Origin of the sequence: Rhodococcus sp. G-MC3 (assembly GCF_030063335.1) — a bacterium.
Classification (GTDB): Bacteria; Actinomycetota; Actinomycetes; order Mycobacteriales; family Mycobacteriaceae; genus Rhodococcoides.
In genome coordinates this window covers 84,392-100,020 of the sequence record NZ_JASISW010000008.1, presented here as the reverse complement: position 1 = coordinate 100,020, position 15,629 = coordinate 84,392, and the positions used below count along the sequence as shown (strand labels likewise).

At 63.1% G+C, this 15,629-nt stretch carries 14 protein-coding genes; 1 reads left to right on the top strand and 13 read right to left on the bottom strand.

Annotation, left to right across the window (positions count from 1 at the left end; all coding sequences use genetic code 11):
- Window positions 1-68 precede the first annotated feature (68 nt).
- Window positions 69-503 carry a type II toxin-antitoxin system Rv0910 family toxin gene (locus QMK17_RS11135; protein ID WP_283509057.1) on the bottom strand — a complete coding sequence of 145 codons (435 nt, stop codon included), beginning with the start codon at window positions 501-503 and terminating at the stop codon, window positions 69-71.
- 320 nt (window positions 504-823) lie between these two features.
- Here QMK17_RS11135 and QMK17_RS11130 point away from each other — a divergent pair, with 320 nt between their 5' ends.
- Complete coding sequence (locus tag QMK17_RS11130) at window positions 824-1,786, top strand: hypothetical protein (protein WP_283509055.1); 963 nt, start codon at window positions 824-826, stop codon at window positions 1,784-1,786.
- A gap of 196 nt (window positions 1,787-1,982) precedes the next feature.
- Here the strand turns inward: QMK17_RS11130 and QMK17_RS11125 are convergent, their stop codons facing one another.
- The 12 genes from QMK17_RS11125 to QMK17_RS11070 form a co-directional block, all read right to left on the bottom strand.
- Complete coding sequence (locus QMK17_RS11125; RefSeq protein ID WP_283509054.1) at window positions 1,983-3,611, bottom strand: solute symporter family protein; 1,629 nt, start codon at window positions 3,609-3,611, stop codon at window positions 1,983-1,985.
- Entirely contained in the window at window positions 3,608-3,907 is a 300-nt protein-coding gene (locus QMK17_RS11120) for a DUF485 domain-containing protein (protein WP_283509321.1), read from the bottom strand. The genes QMK17_RS11125 and QMK17_RS11120 overlap by 4 nt, the downstream gene beginning before the upstream one ends.
- A gap of 207 nt (window positions 3,908-4,114) precedes the next feature.
- Window positions 4,115-5,857, bottom strand: a complete 1,743-nt coding sequence (locus tag QMK17_RS11115) for a sodium/solute symporter (protein ID WP_283509052.1) — start codon at window positions 5,855-5,857, stop codon at window positions 4,115-4,117.
- Between the two features lie 90 nt (window positions 5,858-5,947).
- Window positions 5,948-6,310 (bottom strand): hypothetical protein, encoded by a 363-nt coding sequence (locus tag QMK17_RS11110; protein WP_283509050.1) that lies wholly within the window; start codon window positions 6,308-6,310, stop codon window positions 5,948-5,950.
- Window positions 6,307-7,116, bottom strand: coding sequence for a LytR/AlgR family response regulator transcription factor (locus QMK17_RS11105; RefSeq protein WP_283509048.1), 810 nt, complete (start codon window positions 7,114-7,116; stop codon window positions 6,307-6,309). The genes QMK17_RS11110 and QMK17_RS11105 overlap by 4 nt, the downstream gene beginning before the upstream one ends.
- Window positions 7,117-7,132: 16 nt before the next feature.
- Complete coding sequence (locus QMK17_RS11100) at window positions 7,133-8,290, bottom strand: sensor histidine kinase (RefSeq protein ID WP_442972745.1); 1,158 nt, start codon at window positions 8,288-8,290, stop codon at window positions 7,133-7,135.
- 11 nt (window positions 8,291-8,301) lie between these two features.
- Window positions 8,302-8,697, bottom strand: a complete 396-nt coding sequence (locus QMK17_RS11095) for an MmcQ/YjbR family DNA-binding protein (protein WP_283509046.1) — start codon at window positions 8,695-8,697, stop codon at window positions 8,302-8,304.
- 2 nt (window positions 8,698-8,699) lie between these two features.
- A complete protein-coding gene (locus tag QMK17_RS11090) occupies window positions 8,700-9,800 on the bottom strand; it encodes a lipase family protein (RefSeq protein ID WP_283509044.1) in 1,101 nt (366 codons plus the stop codon).
- Between the two features lie 71 nt (window positions 9,801-9,871).
- A complete protein-coding gene (locus tag QMK17_RS11085) occupies window positions 9,872-11,509 on the bottom strand; it encodes a Na+/H+ antiporter (RefSeq protein ID WP_283509042.1) in 1,638 nt (545 codons plus the stop codon).
- A 56-nt stretch (window positions 11,510-11,565) separates the two neighbouring features.
- Window positions 11,566-11,757, bottom strand: a complete 192-nt coding sequence (locus QMK17_RS11080; protein ID WP_283509040.1) for an antitoxin — start codon at window positions 11,755-11,757, stop codon at window positions 11,566-11,568.
- 62 nt (window positions 11,758-11,819) lie between these two features.
- Window positions 11,820-14,249, bottom strand: coding sequence for an HAD-IC family P-type ATPase (locus tag QMK17_RS11075; protein ID WP_283509038.1), 2,430 nt, complete (start codon window positions 14,247-14,249; stop codon window positions 11,820-11,822).
- A gap of 55 nt (window positions 14,250-14,304) precedes the next feature.
- The gene (locus QMK17_RS11070; RefSeq protein WP_283509036.1) at window positions 14,305-15,432 is read right to left on the bottom strand and encodes an MBL fold metallo-hydrolase; all 1,128 of its coding nucleotides are present in this window, start codon (window positions 15,430-15,432) and stop codon (window positions 14,305-14,307) included.
- Window positions 15,433-15,629: the final 197 nt, after the last annotated feature.

The following is a 15,629-nucleotide window of genomic DNA, read 5'->3' as shown; positions in this document are numbered from 1 at the left end:
CTGTGCGGTTGCGCAAAAGCGTAACGCGGGCCGCATCCAGCGAAGTGCGTAGCTGGGGTCTGGCCTGCTTACGCGTACAGGGATTCGAAGGTAGTCATCGACTTCTCGATGTCGCCCTTCAGAGCACGGGCGACGCCGGATCCGATCGGACCGAACAGTGGCGCGCCACCGAGCTCGACATCGAGCGTCAGGTCCGAACCACCCTTCTTTCCCTCTGCAACGCTCAGGATCAGGCCGATCTTGACGCCACCCTTACCCTTGCCGTCGAGCTTCAGCTTCATGGGCGGGTCGTATTTCTCGATGGTCCACTTGATGCGGTTACGCATTCCCTTCACACTCGCCACCGACTCGAGGGTGGTACCGACGGCGAGCTGTTCGGGCAGGTCAGAGCGCCAGCCCTCGTGGATGGACAACCACTTATCGTAATTGGCGAGGTCGGACGCATGCGTCCATGCCTCTGCTGGGTCGATGGGGACATTGACGGTTACCTTGAGCTTGGCCACGCAGGGATCGTAACCACCTCAGTCAAGCGGGCTATGTGAGGTAGGACTCACGTCGCTATCGGCCGCTGTGATAACTCCCTGCATCGTGGCCCGCTGCTCACCCGAGCACGGCGTACCTGCACCCAACCGCGCACCTTCCAGCGTCAACCATCTCAACCGCGCACCCTCCAGTCGCCCACTCACTCTGCAGAGCGCGCCGACAGCTGGAACCTGCGCTACTGGTCCCAGGGAAATTCGCGTACAGTACACGAAATTCGTTTATCCACAGGCTGGTTATCCACATCTATCGCTCAGCCCCTCAACCGTCCAACATCATGGGTATGCACTCCGACAAGGACCCATTACTGTTGCGCAGTAATCTGATTCGTTCCGGTACGACCGACGGCGATATCCGCGTAGCCACGAACAGCGGGACTCTCGAGCGTATCCACCGGGGCGCATTCGTACCGACCGCGGACCTCAGCTCGCTAGGCGTCGCCGAACGCCATATTCTTCGGGTACGCGCCCATGCTGCATCGGCGAGAAGCAGTCTGGTTGTGAGCCACGAATCGGCCGCGCTTGTGCATGGTCTTCCCTTATGGTCTCCGAATCTGCAACGGGTGCACTTCACCGTCGATCGCACGAGCGGAGGCCGCACCTCCCAAACCCGTCATGTGCACCCCGCACCGCTGAGCTCGGACGATGTCGTCGAACTCCACGGAATGAATGTAACTTCACCAGACCGCACGATCGCCGATCTGTGCAAGTCGATGTCCTTCGAGGCTGCCGTTTGTGTCGGTGACGCTGCACTGTCCAAAGGAACCGCCACGGTCGACGGCGTTACCCAGGCGCTGAACCGAAGTGGCCGACGAAGCATCGTCAAGGCCTTTCGCGCGCTGGGCTTTTGCATGGATTCGAGTGAAAGCATCGGCGAATCTCGCAGCCGCGTACACCTAAAATTCCTTGGTTTCACCGGACCAGCACTTCAGATGAACCTGTACAGCCCCGACGGCATGTTCATCGCGCGAGTCGATTTTCTATTCGACGAATGTGGAGTTGTCGGTGAATTCGATGGAAAGGTCAAGTACACGAAGTTCCTGAAACCTGGACAGTCGTCTAGCGACGTAGTAGTCGCGGAAAAGGCACGCGAGGATGAACTTCGCTCCTACGGGTGGGTGGTCGTTCGCTGGACATGGTCCGACCTCGAACATCCGCAGCGCCTGAGGGAGAAACTGAAGCGTGCTTTCGAACTTGCCGACACTCTTCCACGTCCACGTACGATCGCCCGAGCTTCAGCTGCCTGATCAGTTGCACTCCGAACCCAACCGCGCACCCTCCAGTCGACCGCTCACTCTGCAGAGCGCGCCAACAGCTGGAACCTGCGCTACTGGTCCTCTGCACCCAACCGCGCACCTTCCAGCGCCGGAAGACAGCACGCCAACGGCGGCCGACACTTCGTCGACCGCCGTTGGCGTACAACTCGAAACCTAGTGCGAAAGATCAGTGCGCAGTGGCCTTCTCCGCACCGATACCCGTCAGGGAGCGAACCTCCATCTCGGCCTGCTTGGCCTTGCTCTCGGAGTCCTTGGACACGTACGTGCCGACGATGCCGAGGATGAACGCGAGCGGGATGGAGACGATGCCGGGGTTGGACAGCGGGAACCATGCGAAGTCCGAGCCGGGGACCATCGAAGTCTTCGAGCCGGACACTGCCGGCGAGAAGATGATGAGCACGATCGTCGAGATCAGCCCGCCGTACATGCTGAACAGAGCGCCCGTGGTGTTGAAACGACGCCAGAACAGCGAGTACAGAATGGTCGGCAGGTTGGCGGCAGCCGCCACGGCGAAGGCCAGGGCGACGAGGAAGGCAATGTTCTGCCCGTTCGCCAGGATGCCGAGACCGATCGCGAGCGCACCGATCACGACGGCAGTGATCCGCGAGACCTTCACCTGCTTGACCTCGTCGACGTTGCCCTTCTTAATGACGCTGGCGTAGATGTCGTGGGCGAACGACGCCGATGCGGTGATCGTCAGCCCGGCCACGACGGCGAGGATCGTCGCAAAGGCGACCGCCGAGATGACGCCGAGCAGGATGACGCCGCCCAGCTCGAATGCGAGAAGCGGTGCCGCGGAGTTCTGCCCGCCGGCGGAAGCGAGGATCCGATCCGGCCCGACGATGGCCGCAGCGCCGTAGCCGAGAACCAGCGTGAAGAGGTAGAACGCGCCGATCAGTGCGATGGCCCAGACGACGCTTCGGCGAGCTTCCTTGGCGGTAGGCACCGTGTAGAAGCGCATCAGAACGTGTGGGAGACCGGCAGTTCCGAGTACGAGGGCAATGCCGAGCGAGAGGAAGTTGAGCTTCGACGTCGCACTGCCGCCGTACTGGGCACCGGGCTCGAGCATGTCCCTGGCAGCTACGGTTTGGTCCGCAGACCCGGAGACCGTCGTCTGTGCGCTACCGAGCAGCTCCGAAAAGTTGAGACCGAACTTGGCAAGTACCAACACCGTCATGAACGCAGCACCGGCGATGAGAAGAACAGCCTTGATGATCTGTACCCACGTCGTGCCCTTCATACCGCCGACGAGGACGTAGATGATCATCAGGACGCCGACGACGGCGATGACGATGGACTGTCCGGTGCGGTCGGAGATGTCGAGCAGCAGGGCGACGAGTCCGCCCGCGCCCGCCATCTGAGCGAGCAGGTAGAACAGCGATACCGTCAGCGTCGAGAGTGCCGCTGCGGTGCGAACCGGACCTTGCTTGAGACGGAAGCTCAGCACATCGGCCATCGTGAATTTGCCGGTGTTCCTGAGCAATTCGGCTACCAGTAGCAGCGCGACGAGCCAGGCGACGAGGAAGCCGATGGAGTACAGGAAGCCGTCGTATCCGTAGACGGCAATGGCACCGGCGATACCGAGAAAGCTTGCAGCCGAAAGGTAGTCGCCTGCGATGGCGATACCGTTCTGCGGTCCCGAGAACCCGCCACCGGCGGTGAAGAACTCGGAGGCCGTCGCATTTTTCTTCGATGCCCTGATCACCACGACCATCGTCACCATGACGAATGCCGCGAAGATCGAGATGTTGACGATGGGCTCGCCGACCGTGGTTGATGCCTGCGCGAGATTCATCGCTTCGCTCCCTGGGAAGTTTCCATGTCGGCGCGCAGCGCTGCGGCGCGGGGATCGAGTTCACGGTTCGCGAATCGAACGTAGATGCCGGTGATGGCGAAGGTGGTAACGAACTGACCGAGACCGAGAAGCAAGCCGACGTTGACGTTGCCCCACACCGGGGTGGACATGAAGTCGTGCGCGTACGTGCTCAGCAGCACGTAGAGGACGTACCAGATCAGGAAGAACGCGGTCATCGGAAACACGAAGCTACGCAACCTTCGTCGCAACTCCTGAAATTCGGGACTGGCTTGCATATCGATGAACGCCTGCTCGTCCGGCGGCGGGGCCGTACTCGGTGTACTCACGTCGATGTGCTCCCTCTTCTTCGCATCACGGGCTGTGATGCTGAACTGAGGCAGAACGTTAATGAGATCACAGTCACAGCGATATGCAGTGGCGTCCATCACACGCCCAACTGCCGGAGTGTGCGCCGAACGGTCACCTGGCGACGATGAACGGAGCTACAAACCTTGCTCCCGGTCGCGCCCGACACCCAGCCGCTCGGGTGCGTGCAGCCTGGTGAAGATACTTCCGATGTCCGCCGGAATCGACTTTGCCGTCGCCTTGCTCACTACGAACATCAGCCCGAAAGCGAGCGGGACGCTCACCGCAGCCGGATAACCGAGAATCGCCGACGGCCACCCGTGCAGCCACTCGTCCGGGACACCGAACACCGAAAGGGATGCTGCGACGAGCGAGACCGCTCCCCCACCGATCAACCCTGCGGCAGCGCCTGCAGGCGTCAGTCCGCGCCACCAGATTCCGAGGACCAGCAGAGGACACAGCGTCGACGCCGCTACCGCGAACACCAAGCCGACAGTCCGAGACAGATCGAGGGACACCAACCCGAGCGAGAGCGCCAACGGGAGCGCACCAGCGAGAACTGCCGCAATACGGAAGTCACGGACCCTGCCCGCGAGCACATCGGTGCTGAGAACTCCGGCGATGCTCACCAACAGTCCCGAGGATGTCGACAGGAAAGCGGCAATCGCACCGGCCGCAACGAGTGCCGCCAGGAGTTGGCCGGGGACGCCGGACAACACCGAGCCAGGAAGTAGCAGAACGGCAGCGTCCGAAGCCCCGGTGATCAACAACTGCGGCACGTACAACCGCGCGAATACACCGAGCAATGTGGGAAACAGATAGAACAACCCTAGAAGAGCGAGGACGGCGAGCGAGGTCAACCGTGCGGCTCGGCCGTCGGGATTGGTGTAGAACCGCACCAGCACGTGCGGTAGACCGAGAGTCCCCAGGAACGTAGCCAGAATCAACGAATACACCTGATAGAGCGGGTGCAGACCGCCGAACCCCCACCCGGGTCGCGCCCACTCTGCATCTGTGGTGGGCGCTCCCGCAACGACGGGGACGGCGGAACCGGCGTCGAGAATCAACAACGTGCCATCACCCAGTTGATGGGTGCCACTGTCGAGGGCGCGCCTGCCGTCGACGCTTTCACCGTCGACGGTGCCTCGGATGTTCACTTCGATGGGCACATCCACCTGCACCAGAACATCGGTGCTGATGTCGACGGTCGTCGACTGGTCCACCGTCGGCGGTGCCGGGCTTCCGACGGCACGATCGTCGGCGAAAAAATGCAGCGCCAACAACAGCGCCGGTACCGCGACGGCAGTCAACTTCAACCAGTATTGAAATGCCTGCACGAACGTGATCGAGCGCATGCCGCCGCCGACGACATTGGCGATCACGATCACACCCACCACCGCGGCGCCCACCCAACCCGGAACGCCGAGAAGGATGTTCAGTGTCAGACCTGCACCCTGGAATTGCGGAACCAGATACAACGCACAGATGATCACCACGACCAACATCGCCAGTGTTCGAAGACGCTGCGAACCCAACCGGAACTCGGCGAAATCCGGGACGGTATAGGCGCCACTCCGACGGAGCGGCGCAGCGACGAACAGCAGAAGCCCGAGGTATCCGGCGGTGAATCCGATCGGATACCACAACGCATCGGCACCGTATTTGGCGATCAGTCCGGCGACCCCGAGAAATGATGCAGCAGAAAGATACTCACCGGAGATGGCTGCAGCATTCCACCGAGGACCGACGCTGCGCGATGCCACCAGAAAATCGGACGTGGTGCGGGCGAGGCGGACTCCGTAAATTCCGATGGCGACGGTCGCCACTGCCGCCAACAGCAGCGCGACGACCGTAACCACGGGTATGGACTGGCCGCTCACCACGCGGACATTACGTCACCGCGCACCGCACTGCCCCGGTTCTGAGCCCTGCAGCGGGAGAGAATGTCTTTCACTCGCGGATCGGGGCCGTCAATCGTCCACCAGCTCGACGAACTGCTGCTCGATCCGCTCGGCCTGCCGGACATAGATCCACCCGACACCGAGCAGTAGCGGATAGACCAGGATCCCGAGCACGATCCACGGCAACCGCACCCCCGCCAGAGTCGCATCACCGAACGCGGGAACCTGCAACGCCACCAATGGAATCGAGAACAGGATCGCGAGCGTCAGCAGCGCCAGACGAACCGACAGCAACAGTTGAGCGCGCACCAGACCCCGCACCATGGCGTCGCCGACCTCGGTCTGCTCCTGCACTTCCACGCGTGTCCTGACGATTCTTGCGCCCCGGCGAGAAGCCAATACGACCCGTTCACGCTTACGCGGCGTGGTCATCGGTTTGACCAGGATTGCAACGGGCCACGCACCAGACGGTCCTTGAGTTCACGAGTATGTCGGCGGCTCACCGGCAATTCCACTGCCTTCAGGTCGCCGTCGCGGCGCAGACACACAACGAGCCCGGACCCGACACTCTTGATCCCCGTCACCAACGCCAACGACACCAGATACGAGCGGTGCACCCGCAGGAATCCAGCATCGGCCCAGCGGCTCTCCAGCGTCGAAATTGGGATTCGCACCAAATGCGAACCGCCCGTCGTGTGCAGCCTGGCGTAGTCGCCGTCCGCTTCGACCCAGCCGACGCTCGCGCGTTGCACCAGCGTGGTGGTACCACCGAGTTCGACAGGAATGATCTCGTCGGACTCCGAGGTGTCCTGCGGTTCTGCTCGTCGGCCGGCGGCCAGAACTCGGCGAAGCGACTCGGCCAATCGTTCTTCACGTAGCGGCTTGAGCAGATAGTCGACTGCACCGAGGTCGAACGCCGCCACTGCACGGTCGTCGTGCGCTGTCACGAACACCACTGCCGGAGGCCTGGCGAAGTTCGACAGAATCCCGGCCAGTTCCAAGCCGTCCAATCCTGGCATGTTGATGTCGAGGTAGACCGCATCGATCGCCGGCGCCTTTGGCCCAGCTGGCTGTTGCAGACGACGAAGAGCCGTGGTCGCATCGAGCGCCGTGTACACCTCGGCGACGCCGCTCTGCCTGCTCAGCAGAAACGCAATCTCGTCGAGCGCCGGCTTCTCGTCGTCCACGGCCAGGATCACCAGGGACGCATCGGGAAGGTTCGTCACAACCTGCTTCACTGTGCCAGACCTCTTCTCATGCCCTTATCCCTGCCTTGAATTTCGGCACCCTCATGCTGACCTTGGTGCCCGCCCCAGGAGCGGTGTCGACCACGAGACCGTAATCGTTGCCGAACGCAGCGCGCAGTCGATCGTCGACATTGCTCAACCCGATGTGCGCGGCTTCCTCGGTATGAAGGATTCCCGAACGCAGCACTTCGGGATCCATACCGACGCCGTCGTCTTCGACGCTGATGAGGCAATCGGTGCCCTCGTCGGCCGCGATGATCGTGATGGTACCTCCGCCCGAGCGACCGGACAGGCCGTGCCGGACCGCGTTCTCCACGAGCGGTTGCAGAGCCAGAAAGGGAAGTACGACATTGAGAACCTCGGGCGCCACCTGCAGCGTCACCTGCAGACTGTCCCCGAACCTCGCTCGCTCGAGCGTCAGGTAGCGGTCGATGTTGCGGAGCTCGTCGGCGAGGACAGTGAACTCCCCCGCGCTGCGGAAGGAGTAGCGAGTGAAGTCTGCGAACTCGAGCACCAGCTCTCGGGCCCGATCAGGGTCGGTACGAACGAACGACGCCACGGTGCCCAACGCGTTGTAGATGAAGTGCGGGCTGATCTGTGCACGGAGCGCGCGGACCTCCGCCCGATCGAGACGAGCCCTCGACGCGTCCAATTCGGCAAGTTCGATCTGACCGCACGCGTACCGTGCGACCTCGGTGATCGCCCCGAGCATGCCAGGGCCAGGCGCCGAGCGCGCGACGACGCCGAGAACACCGACAACTCCCGCATCCTCGACGGCCAACGGCTGCGCGATCAAGGCGCGCACGCCGTCGTCGTCGCCGAGGGGGCCCGCGAGCAGCACCCGTCGCTTTCCGTCGATCGCTCGGCGCGCTGCTTCGAGGAACGGTCCGATCAGTTCCTCGTGCGGTCCGTTCCAGGTCAGCAACACCCCGTCGGCGTCGGTGACACCGAGGGCGTCTCCCCCGGTCAGTGCGCGCAGGTGCGGCGCAGCTTGGGTCGCCGAGTTCACATCGAGTCCCTGGCGCAGAGGCCGCGCTGCGAGCGATGCGGTGTGCAATGTGGCATGAACTGCACGCTCGGCGGGCGTCGTGAGATCGCGGCGACCACGAAGGCTGATGACGGCCACGGTGACGACTGCGCATGCCACGATCACCGCCAACCACATCAGAGCTGAACTCATTCCGGTTGGCGCTCCGCGTCGAGCTGTGTCACCAGTGTCTTGGGAGCGACGGTTCGATACGCATCTTCGACGATGTCAGCGACCTCTTCCCAGTCCTGCTCGACATCCAGGTAAACCCCGATCCACCCTCGGCCACCGACATACGGCGGATCGTAGAATCGCTTCGGATCCCTGGCGAGCCAATCCTGTTGAGCCCCAGCCGGTGCTGCTGCCACGAATCCGATTCGATCGTCGTGATGATGATCGGCGAACATTGCGAACTGCGGCGACTTCCGCACGAACCATGCGGCTTCGCCATGGCTGATTCGTTCTGTCGCAGCGGGCAGCGCCATGCACAGAGTGCGCAGCATTTTCAGAGGTTCAGCGGCCTCTGGTGTCGGCCTGTCCAGCATCTTCATCCTCCCTGACACGTATTCGGCGGTGGCAGACCAGCGAATCTGTCGCTCACCCAGGTGACGCCGTCGGCGACGGCGGCCTGATCCGAATGACCCTGGCCTGGTTCGTTCCTGAGTTCGACGACGTCACCCATCGAGCATGCCCGCCCGGACGCATCCTGTGTCCATTTCGGATCGACCAGTTGATCCAATTCGCCGAACACAGCCATCAGCGGAACCGTCGACGGACGGCGAGGTAGGGCGACGGACTGCAGCCAATCCACCATCGCGAGCCGGGACGCTTCAGTACTTGGAACAGCGTCGCCCGGAGAGAGGCGAGTGCCAGCCTCTGCCTTCTGTATACCGAGAAGGTCGGTGCATGCGGTGAGCGCGCGCTTGTCGACGTCGAGTGCACCCCGGATGTAGTCGGAATCCTCGATCTCGGGCTGTCGATACCGAAGGCCATCCATCAGGAACGGTGTCAGCAGCATCTGCGGAAGCGTCAGAGTTCTGCCCGAATCGAACATCGGCGACAGATCGAGAACCGGCGACAGTGCCGCAGCTCCGACCAGTTCGAGGCCGTCGGTGTAGTCGGCATGTTCGGCAGCGGCCCACACCGCATGTCCGCCTTGAGAATTACCGATCCCGGCCCATCGATTCCCGGCCGCGGGCACTACCGCGCGCGCGGCACGTACTGCGTCGACGATGTTGTAGGCCGCAGCGTCGGGATCGAGGTACGGATGGTCGCCGGGGGTGCCGATTCCCTGATAGTCGGTGACCGCAACCACCATTCCCCGTTCCAGGAACGGTGCGACGACCCCGATGGTGCCGAGCAGATTCGGGTACAGAGACGGCGCACATTCGTCGGTGACCCCGGTCGTGCCGTGGCCGACGGATACGATCGGCCAACCACCGAGTGGTGCTTCGCCTTTCGGAGTGAATATCACCCCCGACACTTCGGTTCCTGTGTCACCGTCTCCCGCGGTGGACCGGTACACGACTCGGGTAGCACTCGCTCCGAGCAATCTGACCGCGAGGTCGGTGTGTCCCATTGCGACCTGCGAGAGGATCGAACCGCGCTCGTTACCGACCGGGGCGGCAGGCGCCGATTGCGGTGACATCGTTTCTGCTGCAGGCTGCGCACAGCCCGCAATCAATAGCACCGAGAGCACTGCGAGCACACACTTGCGCACTAGAGCGCCCGCCGCTGGATCCGCGACTCCGCCGCGGCTTCTTCCACGTCGAGACCATCAAGCACACTGCGAAGGACCTCGTCGTCGAGTTCACCCGAGTCCCTGGCCTTCACCAATGCATGTCGCTGAGCGACGAGCACGTTGCGGCGCAGCTTGTCGAACAGCGCACCGGCCCGGGCGAGCTGTTCCTCTCGGTCCTCGGTCTCATCGGCATCCATTCGGGCGCGGACGGACCGCCGCACGCGTACGAGCACTGCCTCCACCGATTCCTTCGTCGCACCGTCGATCCCGTTCTGCGCTGCCTCCGTCAGGTACGTTTCGGCCGCCGCACGCGAGATGGCCCGTGCCAACTCCGTCTGTTCGACGTTCTCCTCCTCCTCATGCGGGTCTGCGACATCGAGCCTGCGAATCAGCAGCGGAAGTGTCAGTCCTTGAATCAACAGCGTCCCAACCGCAACGACGAAGGCGACAGCCACAATGACGGGCCTGCCGGGAAACTCGTCGCCGGCAACGGTCGAGAGCGGAACGCCGGATGCCGCGGCCAAGGTCACCACACCGCGCATTCCGGCCCACGAGAGCACCAGATTCTGTTTCCACGTCAGTCCCATCGCATCGGAATCATCGGGGTCCCTGCGACGCAGCGTGAGACGGACCAATGCCCGTCCGCCTGTGTCGACGAAGATCCACGCGGGACGGACGGCGATCACGACAACCAGAATCAGCAGGGCGTAGCCGAAGATGTGCACCACCGGCAGTCCCACTCGGTGAACTTCCGCAATCACGAACCTCAACTGAAGACCCATGTACGCGAACACGAACGCTTCGAGCAGCAAGTCGATGGTGGGCCACACCTGCCGTTCCTGGATTCTCGTCGTCACCGGAACATCGGCGGTGACTCGTCCCAGTACGAAACCTGCTGTCACGACGGCCAGTACACCCGACGCGTGAATTTCCTCGGCGGCCAGGTACGCAGCGAACGGAAGTACGAGCCCGAGCACAGTCTCCAACGCCGAATCCTGAATGCGAGAACGGACGAAGCGGACGAAGCGCGAGAGGATCAAGCCGACGAGAACTCCACCGATTATCTCGTATGCGAAGAACACAATCGGCGAGTCGATGGCGATCTTCTTGCCGGTCACCGATGCCACCGTCAACGTGAACAGCGTCAGGGCAGCCGCGTCGTTGACGAGAGATTCACCCGTCAGGATCGCCATCATGCGTGAGGGCAATCCGAGCTTGCGGCCGACGGCGACGGCGGCGACGGCGTCGGGCGGCGCGACCACCGAACCGAGCACCAGCGCGGCGCCTAGCGTGAGTTCGGGGACGAGCCAGTTCGCGAAATACCCGACGGCCGCGGTAGTCACGACGACCATGACGATTCCGAGCCGCAGAATGTGCCCGAGGTTCTTACGGAAACTGACGAAGGAGAAGTTCAACGCCGCGGAGTACAACAACGGGGGAAGAACCACCCCGAGAATCAGATCCGGTGCGAGGCTGATGTGCGGGACGCCAGGGATGAACGACGCGACCGACCCAACCGCGACCAGGACGAGTGGTACCTGCAGATCGAGTCTCTTCGCAAAGCCGGCGACGCCGACAGCGAAGATCACCACGAGAAGCAGTACTGGTCCGTCCACACGTAGATTGTGCCGTCAGCTGCGCTGGAAAGCGCAGCCGACGCACGGATCGATACTTACGGCTTGTCCGGAATGGCGTTCTTGGCGGCTTGCTGGACCTTGTCGACCTTATCGGCGTACTTGCCGTCGGTCTTGTTGTCGATGAAATGTGCGGCCTTGTCGACGGCGCCTTCGATCTTGTCCGAGTTATCGGCCGCGACCTGCTTGCCCTTGCCGACGAGACCCTTCAAGTTGTCTGCGAAACCCATGATCGCTCCTGCTCTGCCGGTGTATCGAGTCTTGCTGCGTATTACAGCATGGTCTGGTCAGCTTACTTCGGCTGCGGACCCTGCTGGGTTCCGAACAAGGCGCGCTTCTCGCCTCGCAGCGCCGCGCTGATCCACCAGGCTGCTTCTACTCCAGCGATCCCGATGGCGCCGATGACGATGGCTGACGTGGTCAGTGCGACATTCGACGGGTCGAGCTTGAAGAACGTCCGGCAGAACGGGACGGCGAAGAGAATCAGATAGCCGACAACGGACCCGGCGATCAGGACGAGCTTCCACCACGCATACGGCCGGGCAACCACGGCGAGCACCCACACCGCGATCATGATCAGTGTGATCAGCGCCGTCGTACTCGCCTGCGTTATCTGCGTTTCGGTGGCGCCGGGGCCCTGGTAGGCCAGGACGTAAGACACGAACGTCGCGGTTCCGATAATCAGCCCCGAAGGCACTGCCAGTCGCATGACACGCGAGACGAAACCGGTGCGTGCTCGCTCGTTGTTGGGTGCAAGCGACAGTACGAACGCCGGAATACCGATAGTGAACCAGGCCGCGATGGTCACGTGCCGCGGCAGGAACGGGTACGGCAGCGGTTCGAAGTGAAAGATCTGCGAGAGAAGTCCCGACAGACCGATCAAAAATGCGAGCAGCACGGAGTAGACGGTTTTGGTCAGAAACAGATTAGATACGCGCTCGATGTTTCCGATCACGCGCCGGCCCTCACCGACGACATACGGCAACGTTGCGAACTTGTTGTCCAACAACACGATCTGCGCAACGGCTCGCGTCGCCGGGCTACCCGAGCCCATGGCGACACCGATATCGGCATCCTTGAGCGCGAGCACGTCGTTGACACCGTCGCCTGTCATCGCGACGGTGTGACCGCGCGATTGGAGCGCCCCAACCATCTGACGTTTCTGGTCGGGCCGTACTCGACCGAACGTCGTCGAATCGACGACGGTGTCGGCAAATTCTTCGCCGGGCTCGGGCAGGGTGCGTGCGTCTATCGGGTCGCCTTCGATTCCGAGCGAACCCGCAACGGCTCCGACCGAGACGGCGTTGTCTCCCGAAATGACCTTGACGGATACGGATTGGCTCGCGAAGTAGTCGAGTGTCTCGCGGGCATCGGACCGAACTTTCTGTTCCAGAATCACCAGCGCTCGCGCTGTGACGACGCCAGGGGCCGAATCGTCGTCGACAGGGCGATCACTGCTCGCGAGGAGCAGAACACGCAGACCCGCTGCCCCCAATTTCTCTGCCTGACGGGCGATGTCGGTCCCGGGATCGAGCAGAACGTCCGGTGCACCGAGCAGCCAGTTGCCGTGTTCCCCGTAGGACAGGCCGCTCCATTTCTTCGCCGACGAGAACGGTGCGACGGCGGTCTGCGTCCAGCCCGGCGCGTCCGGGTACGCCTCGCCGATGGCAACGATGCTGGTGTTGGGACGTGGGTCGTCGTGCGCGAGAGCGGCCAGTACGTTCGGTAGATCGCCGCGCTCGGCAATGTCGCCGTCTTCGATCACGCGCAGTTCCGAAAGCCGCATTCCGTTCTCGGTGAGTGTTCCGGTCTTGTCGGCGCACACCACATCGACTCGCGCGAGACCTTCGATCGCGGGCAGTTCCTGCACGAGGCACTGCCTCTGTCCGAGACGAATGACACCGACGGCGAACGCAATCGACGTCATCAGCACCAGCCCTTCGGGAACCATCGGCACCAGCGCCGCAACCATGCCATTGAGCGCAGGACCGAGCGACTGGCCGCTGGAGAACAGCTGGTTGTAGATGATGAGTGCGCCCGCGGGAACCATCAGGTAGGTGATGAATTTGAGGATCTTGTCGATACCGCTGCGCAGTTCGGAGTGCACGAGCGTGAACTTGCTGGCTTCCTCGGCGAGCTTCGCGGCGTGGGCATCCCGGCCGACCCTCGTCGCCCGGTAGGCACCGCTGCCCGCTACGACGAAGCTGCCGGAGAGGACCTGAGCCCCGTCGATCTTGTGCACGGCGTCCGCTTCACCGGTGAGCAGGGACTCGTCTACCTCCAGGCTCGACGCCTCGACGACCTCACCGTCGACGACGATCTGGTCACCCGCCCCGAGCTCGATGATGTCGCCGAGCACCACCTGATCAGGAGCGATTTCCTGTGCGACGCGATCGCGCCTGACGACGGGTTTGCTCTGCCCGACTATGGCAAGTTCGTCGAGAGTCTTCTTCGCGCGGATCTCCTGGATGATCCCGATGCCGCTGTTCGCGACAATCAGCAGGCCGAACATGCCGTCGATGATCGAGCCCGTCGACAGCACGATGATCACGAGTACACCGAGAATTGCGTTGATGCGGGTGAAGACGTTCCCTCGCACGATGTCTTTGACGGACCTGCTCGCCCGGGCTGGGACGTCGTTCGATTTTCCTTCCGCCCGGAGCTGCGCTACTTCCGCTTCGGTGAGTCCGCTATCCCGCTGTGCGTCCGCCTCGATCGACATGGCGGTAACCCTAGGCTCCCGGTGCGACAGCGCTATGTTTACCCGGTGCTCCGGCTCATCCGAGACGTGCCCACCACCGATCGTCCGGCACGCCGCGTGAAGCGTCGACCCGCTGACCCGGCATGGGCACCACCGTCGTGACCCCGGCGTCCTCGGCCGCTGCCTTCAGCCGCACGATCGGCTCGGCCCACGGGTGGAACGCCAGATTGAACGTGGCCCAGTGCACGGGAACGAGTACCCCTGCTGCGCCATTCCCACCTTCGCTCCCGCCTGTCAGATCAGCGTGGGCGCGCACTGCCTCTTCCGGGTTCATGTGGATATCCGCCCAGCGCGGGTCGTAGGCCCCGACCGGAAGAAGCGTCAGGTCGAACGGTCCGTACTTCGCGCCGATCTCCGCGAACTTGACGGTGTAACCGGTGTCGCCGCCGAAGAACACTCGATGATCGGGCCCGGCGAACGCCCAAGACGCCCACTGCGTCAGGTCGCGCTTGAGTCCGCGGCCCGAGAAGTGCCTGGCCTCGGTGCAGGTGATGGTGATCCCCTCGACCTCGGTCTGCTCGTCCCAGTCGAGCTCGATGATCCGGTCCTCGGGGATTCGCCAGTGCCGCAGATGGGCGCCGATACCGATCGGCACGACGAACGGCGCCTGCTGCAGACCTGCGAGCCTCTGGATCGTGGCCTTGTCGAGATGGTCGTAGTGATCGTGCGAGATGACGATCGCGTCGACCTTCGGTAGCCCTTCCAGTGGCACCGGCGTCGGATGCAGCCGGGCGGGACCGACGGTCTGGGACGGCGAGACGCGGTTGCTCCACACCGGATCGGCCAGGATCCGTCGACCATCGATCTCGACGAGCACCGACGAGTGGCCGTACCAGGTGACGGCGATCTCGCCTGCGTCCACCGGCGCGATCGTCGGGGCCAACGGCACCGGACGCTGCGGCTTGCCCTGTGATCGTCGCTTCATGAACGAGACCAGGATCGACTCGTCACCGCCGCCGGTGAAGCTCGAACTCGGCTCGCTATTGTGGAAGCGGCGATCCCGATAGCGCGACGACGCCCCCGCATAGGGTGCGATCTTTCCCGCGGTTGCGCCAAGCTGAGCGGGCAGCCCCCACGCAGCCCTTGCCAGCCACGCTGCACCGACAACTCCGAGGGCGACCGGCACGATCTTCGAGTTCGTCACCCACGCCACGATAGGTCAGCGCTGCGACTCTGGAGCAGGTCGACGCGGCCGGACCGGTGACGCAGGCCTGTTCAACTCCGTTGACGTGGACTGCTACTGACCGGCGTTCTCGCTCGGCGTAACCGCGAACCCCCACGTCGGGGAGTCCGGCGGCCCGACACCACGCGGCGCAGAGATAACCTTGTCGTAGGATCTTT

Excerpts from the sequence above, each read along its gene's own strand:
- QMK17_RS11080 (WP_283509040.1), bottom strand. The coding sequence starts at position 11,757 with ATGGGTTTCGCAGACAACTTGAAGGGTCTCGTCGGCAAGGGCAAGCAG.
- QMK17_RS11090 (WP_283509044.1), bottom strand. The coding sequence starts at position 9,800 with ATGTCACCGCAATCGGCGCCTGCCGCCCCGGTCGGTAACGAGCGCGGT.
- QMK17_RS11095 (WP_283509046.1), bottom strand. The coding sequence starts at position 8,697 with ATGCTGGACAGGCCGACACCAGAGGCCGCTGAACCTCTGAAAATGCTG.
- QMK17_RS11125 (WP_283509054.1), bottom strand. The coding sequence starts at position 3,611 with ATGAATCTCGCGCAGGCATCAACCACGGTCGGCGAGCCCATCGTCAAC.
- QMK17_RS11075 (WP_283509038.1), bottom strand. The coding sequence starts at position 14,249 with ATGTCGATCGAGGCGGACGCACAGCGGGATAGCGGACTCACCGAAGCG.
- QMK17_RS11130 (WP_283509055.1), top strand. The coding sequence starts at position 824 with ATGCACTCCGACAAGGACCCATTACTGTTGCGCAGTAATCTGATTCGT.
- QMK17_RS11100 (WP_442972745.1), bottom strand. The coding sequence starts at position 8,290 with ATGTGGTTGGCGGTGATCGTGGCATGCGCAGTCGTCACCGTGGCCGTC.
- QMK17_RS11120 (WP_283509321.1), bottom strand. The coding sequence starts at position 3,907 with ATGCAAGCCAGTCCCGAATTTCAGGAGTTGCGACGAAGGTTGCGTAGC.
- QMK17_RS11110 (WP_283509050.1), bottom strand. The coding sequence starts at position 6,310 with ATGACCACGCCGCGTAAGCGTGAACGGGTCGTATTGGCTTCTCGCCGG.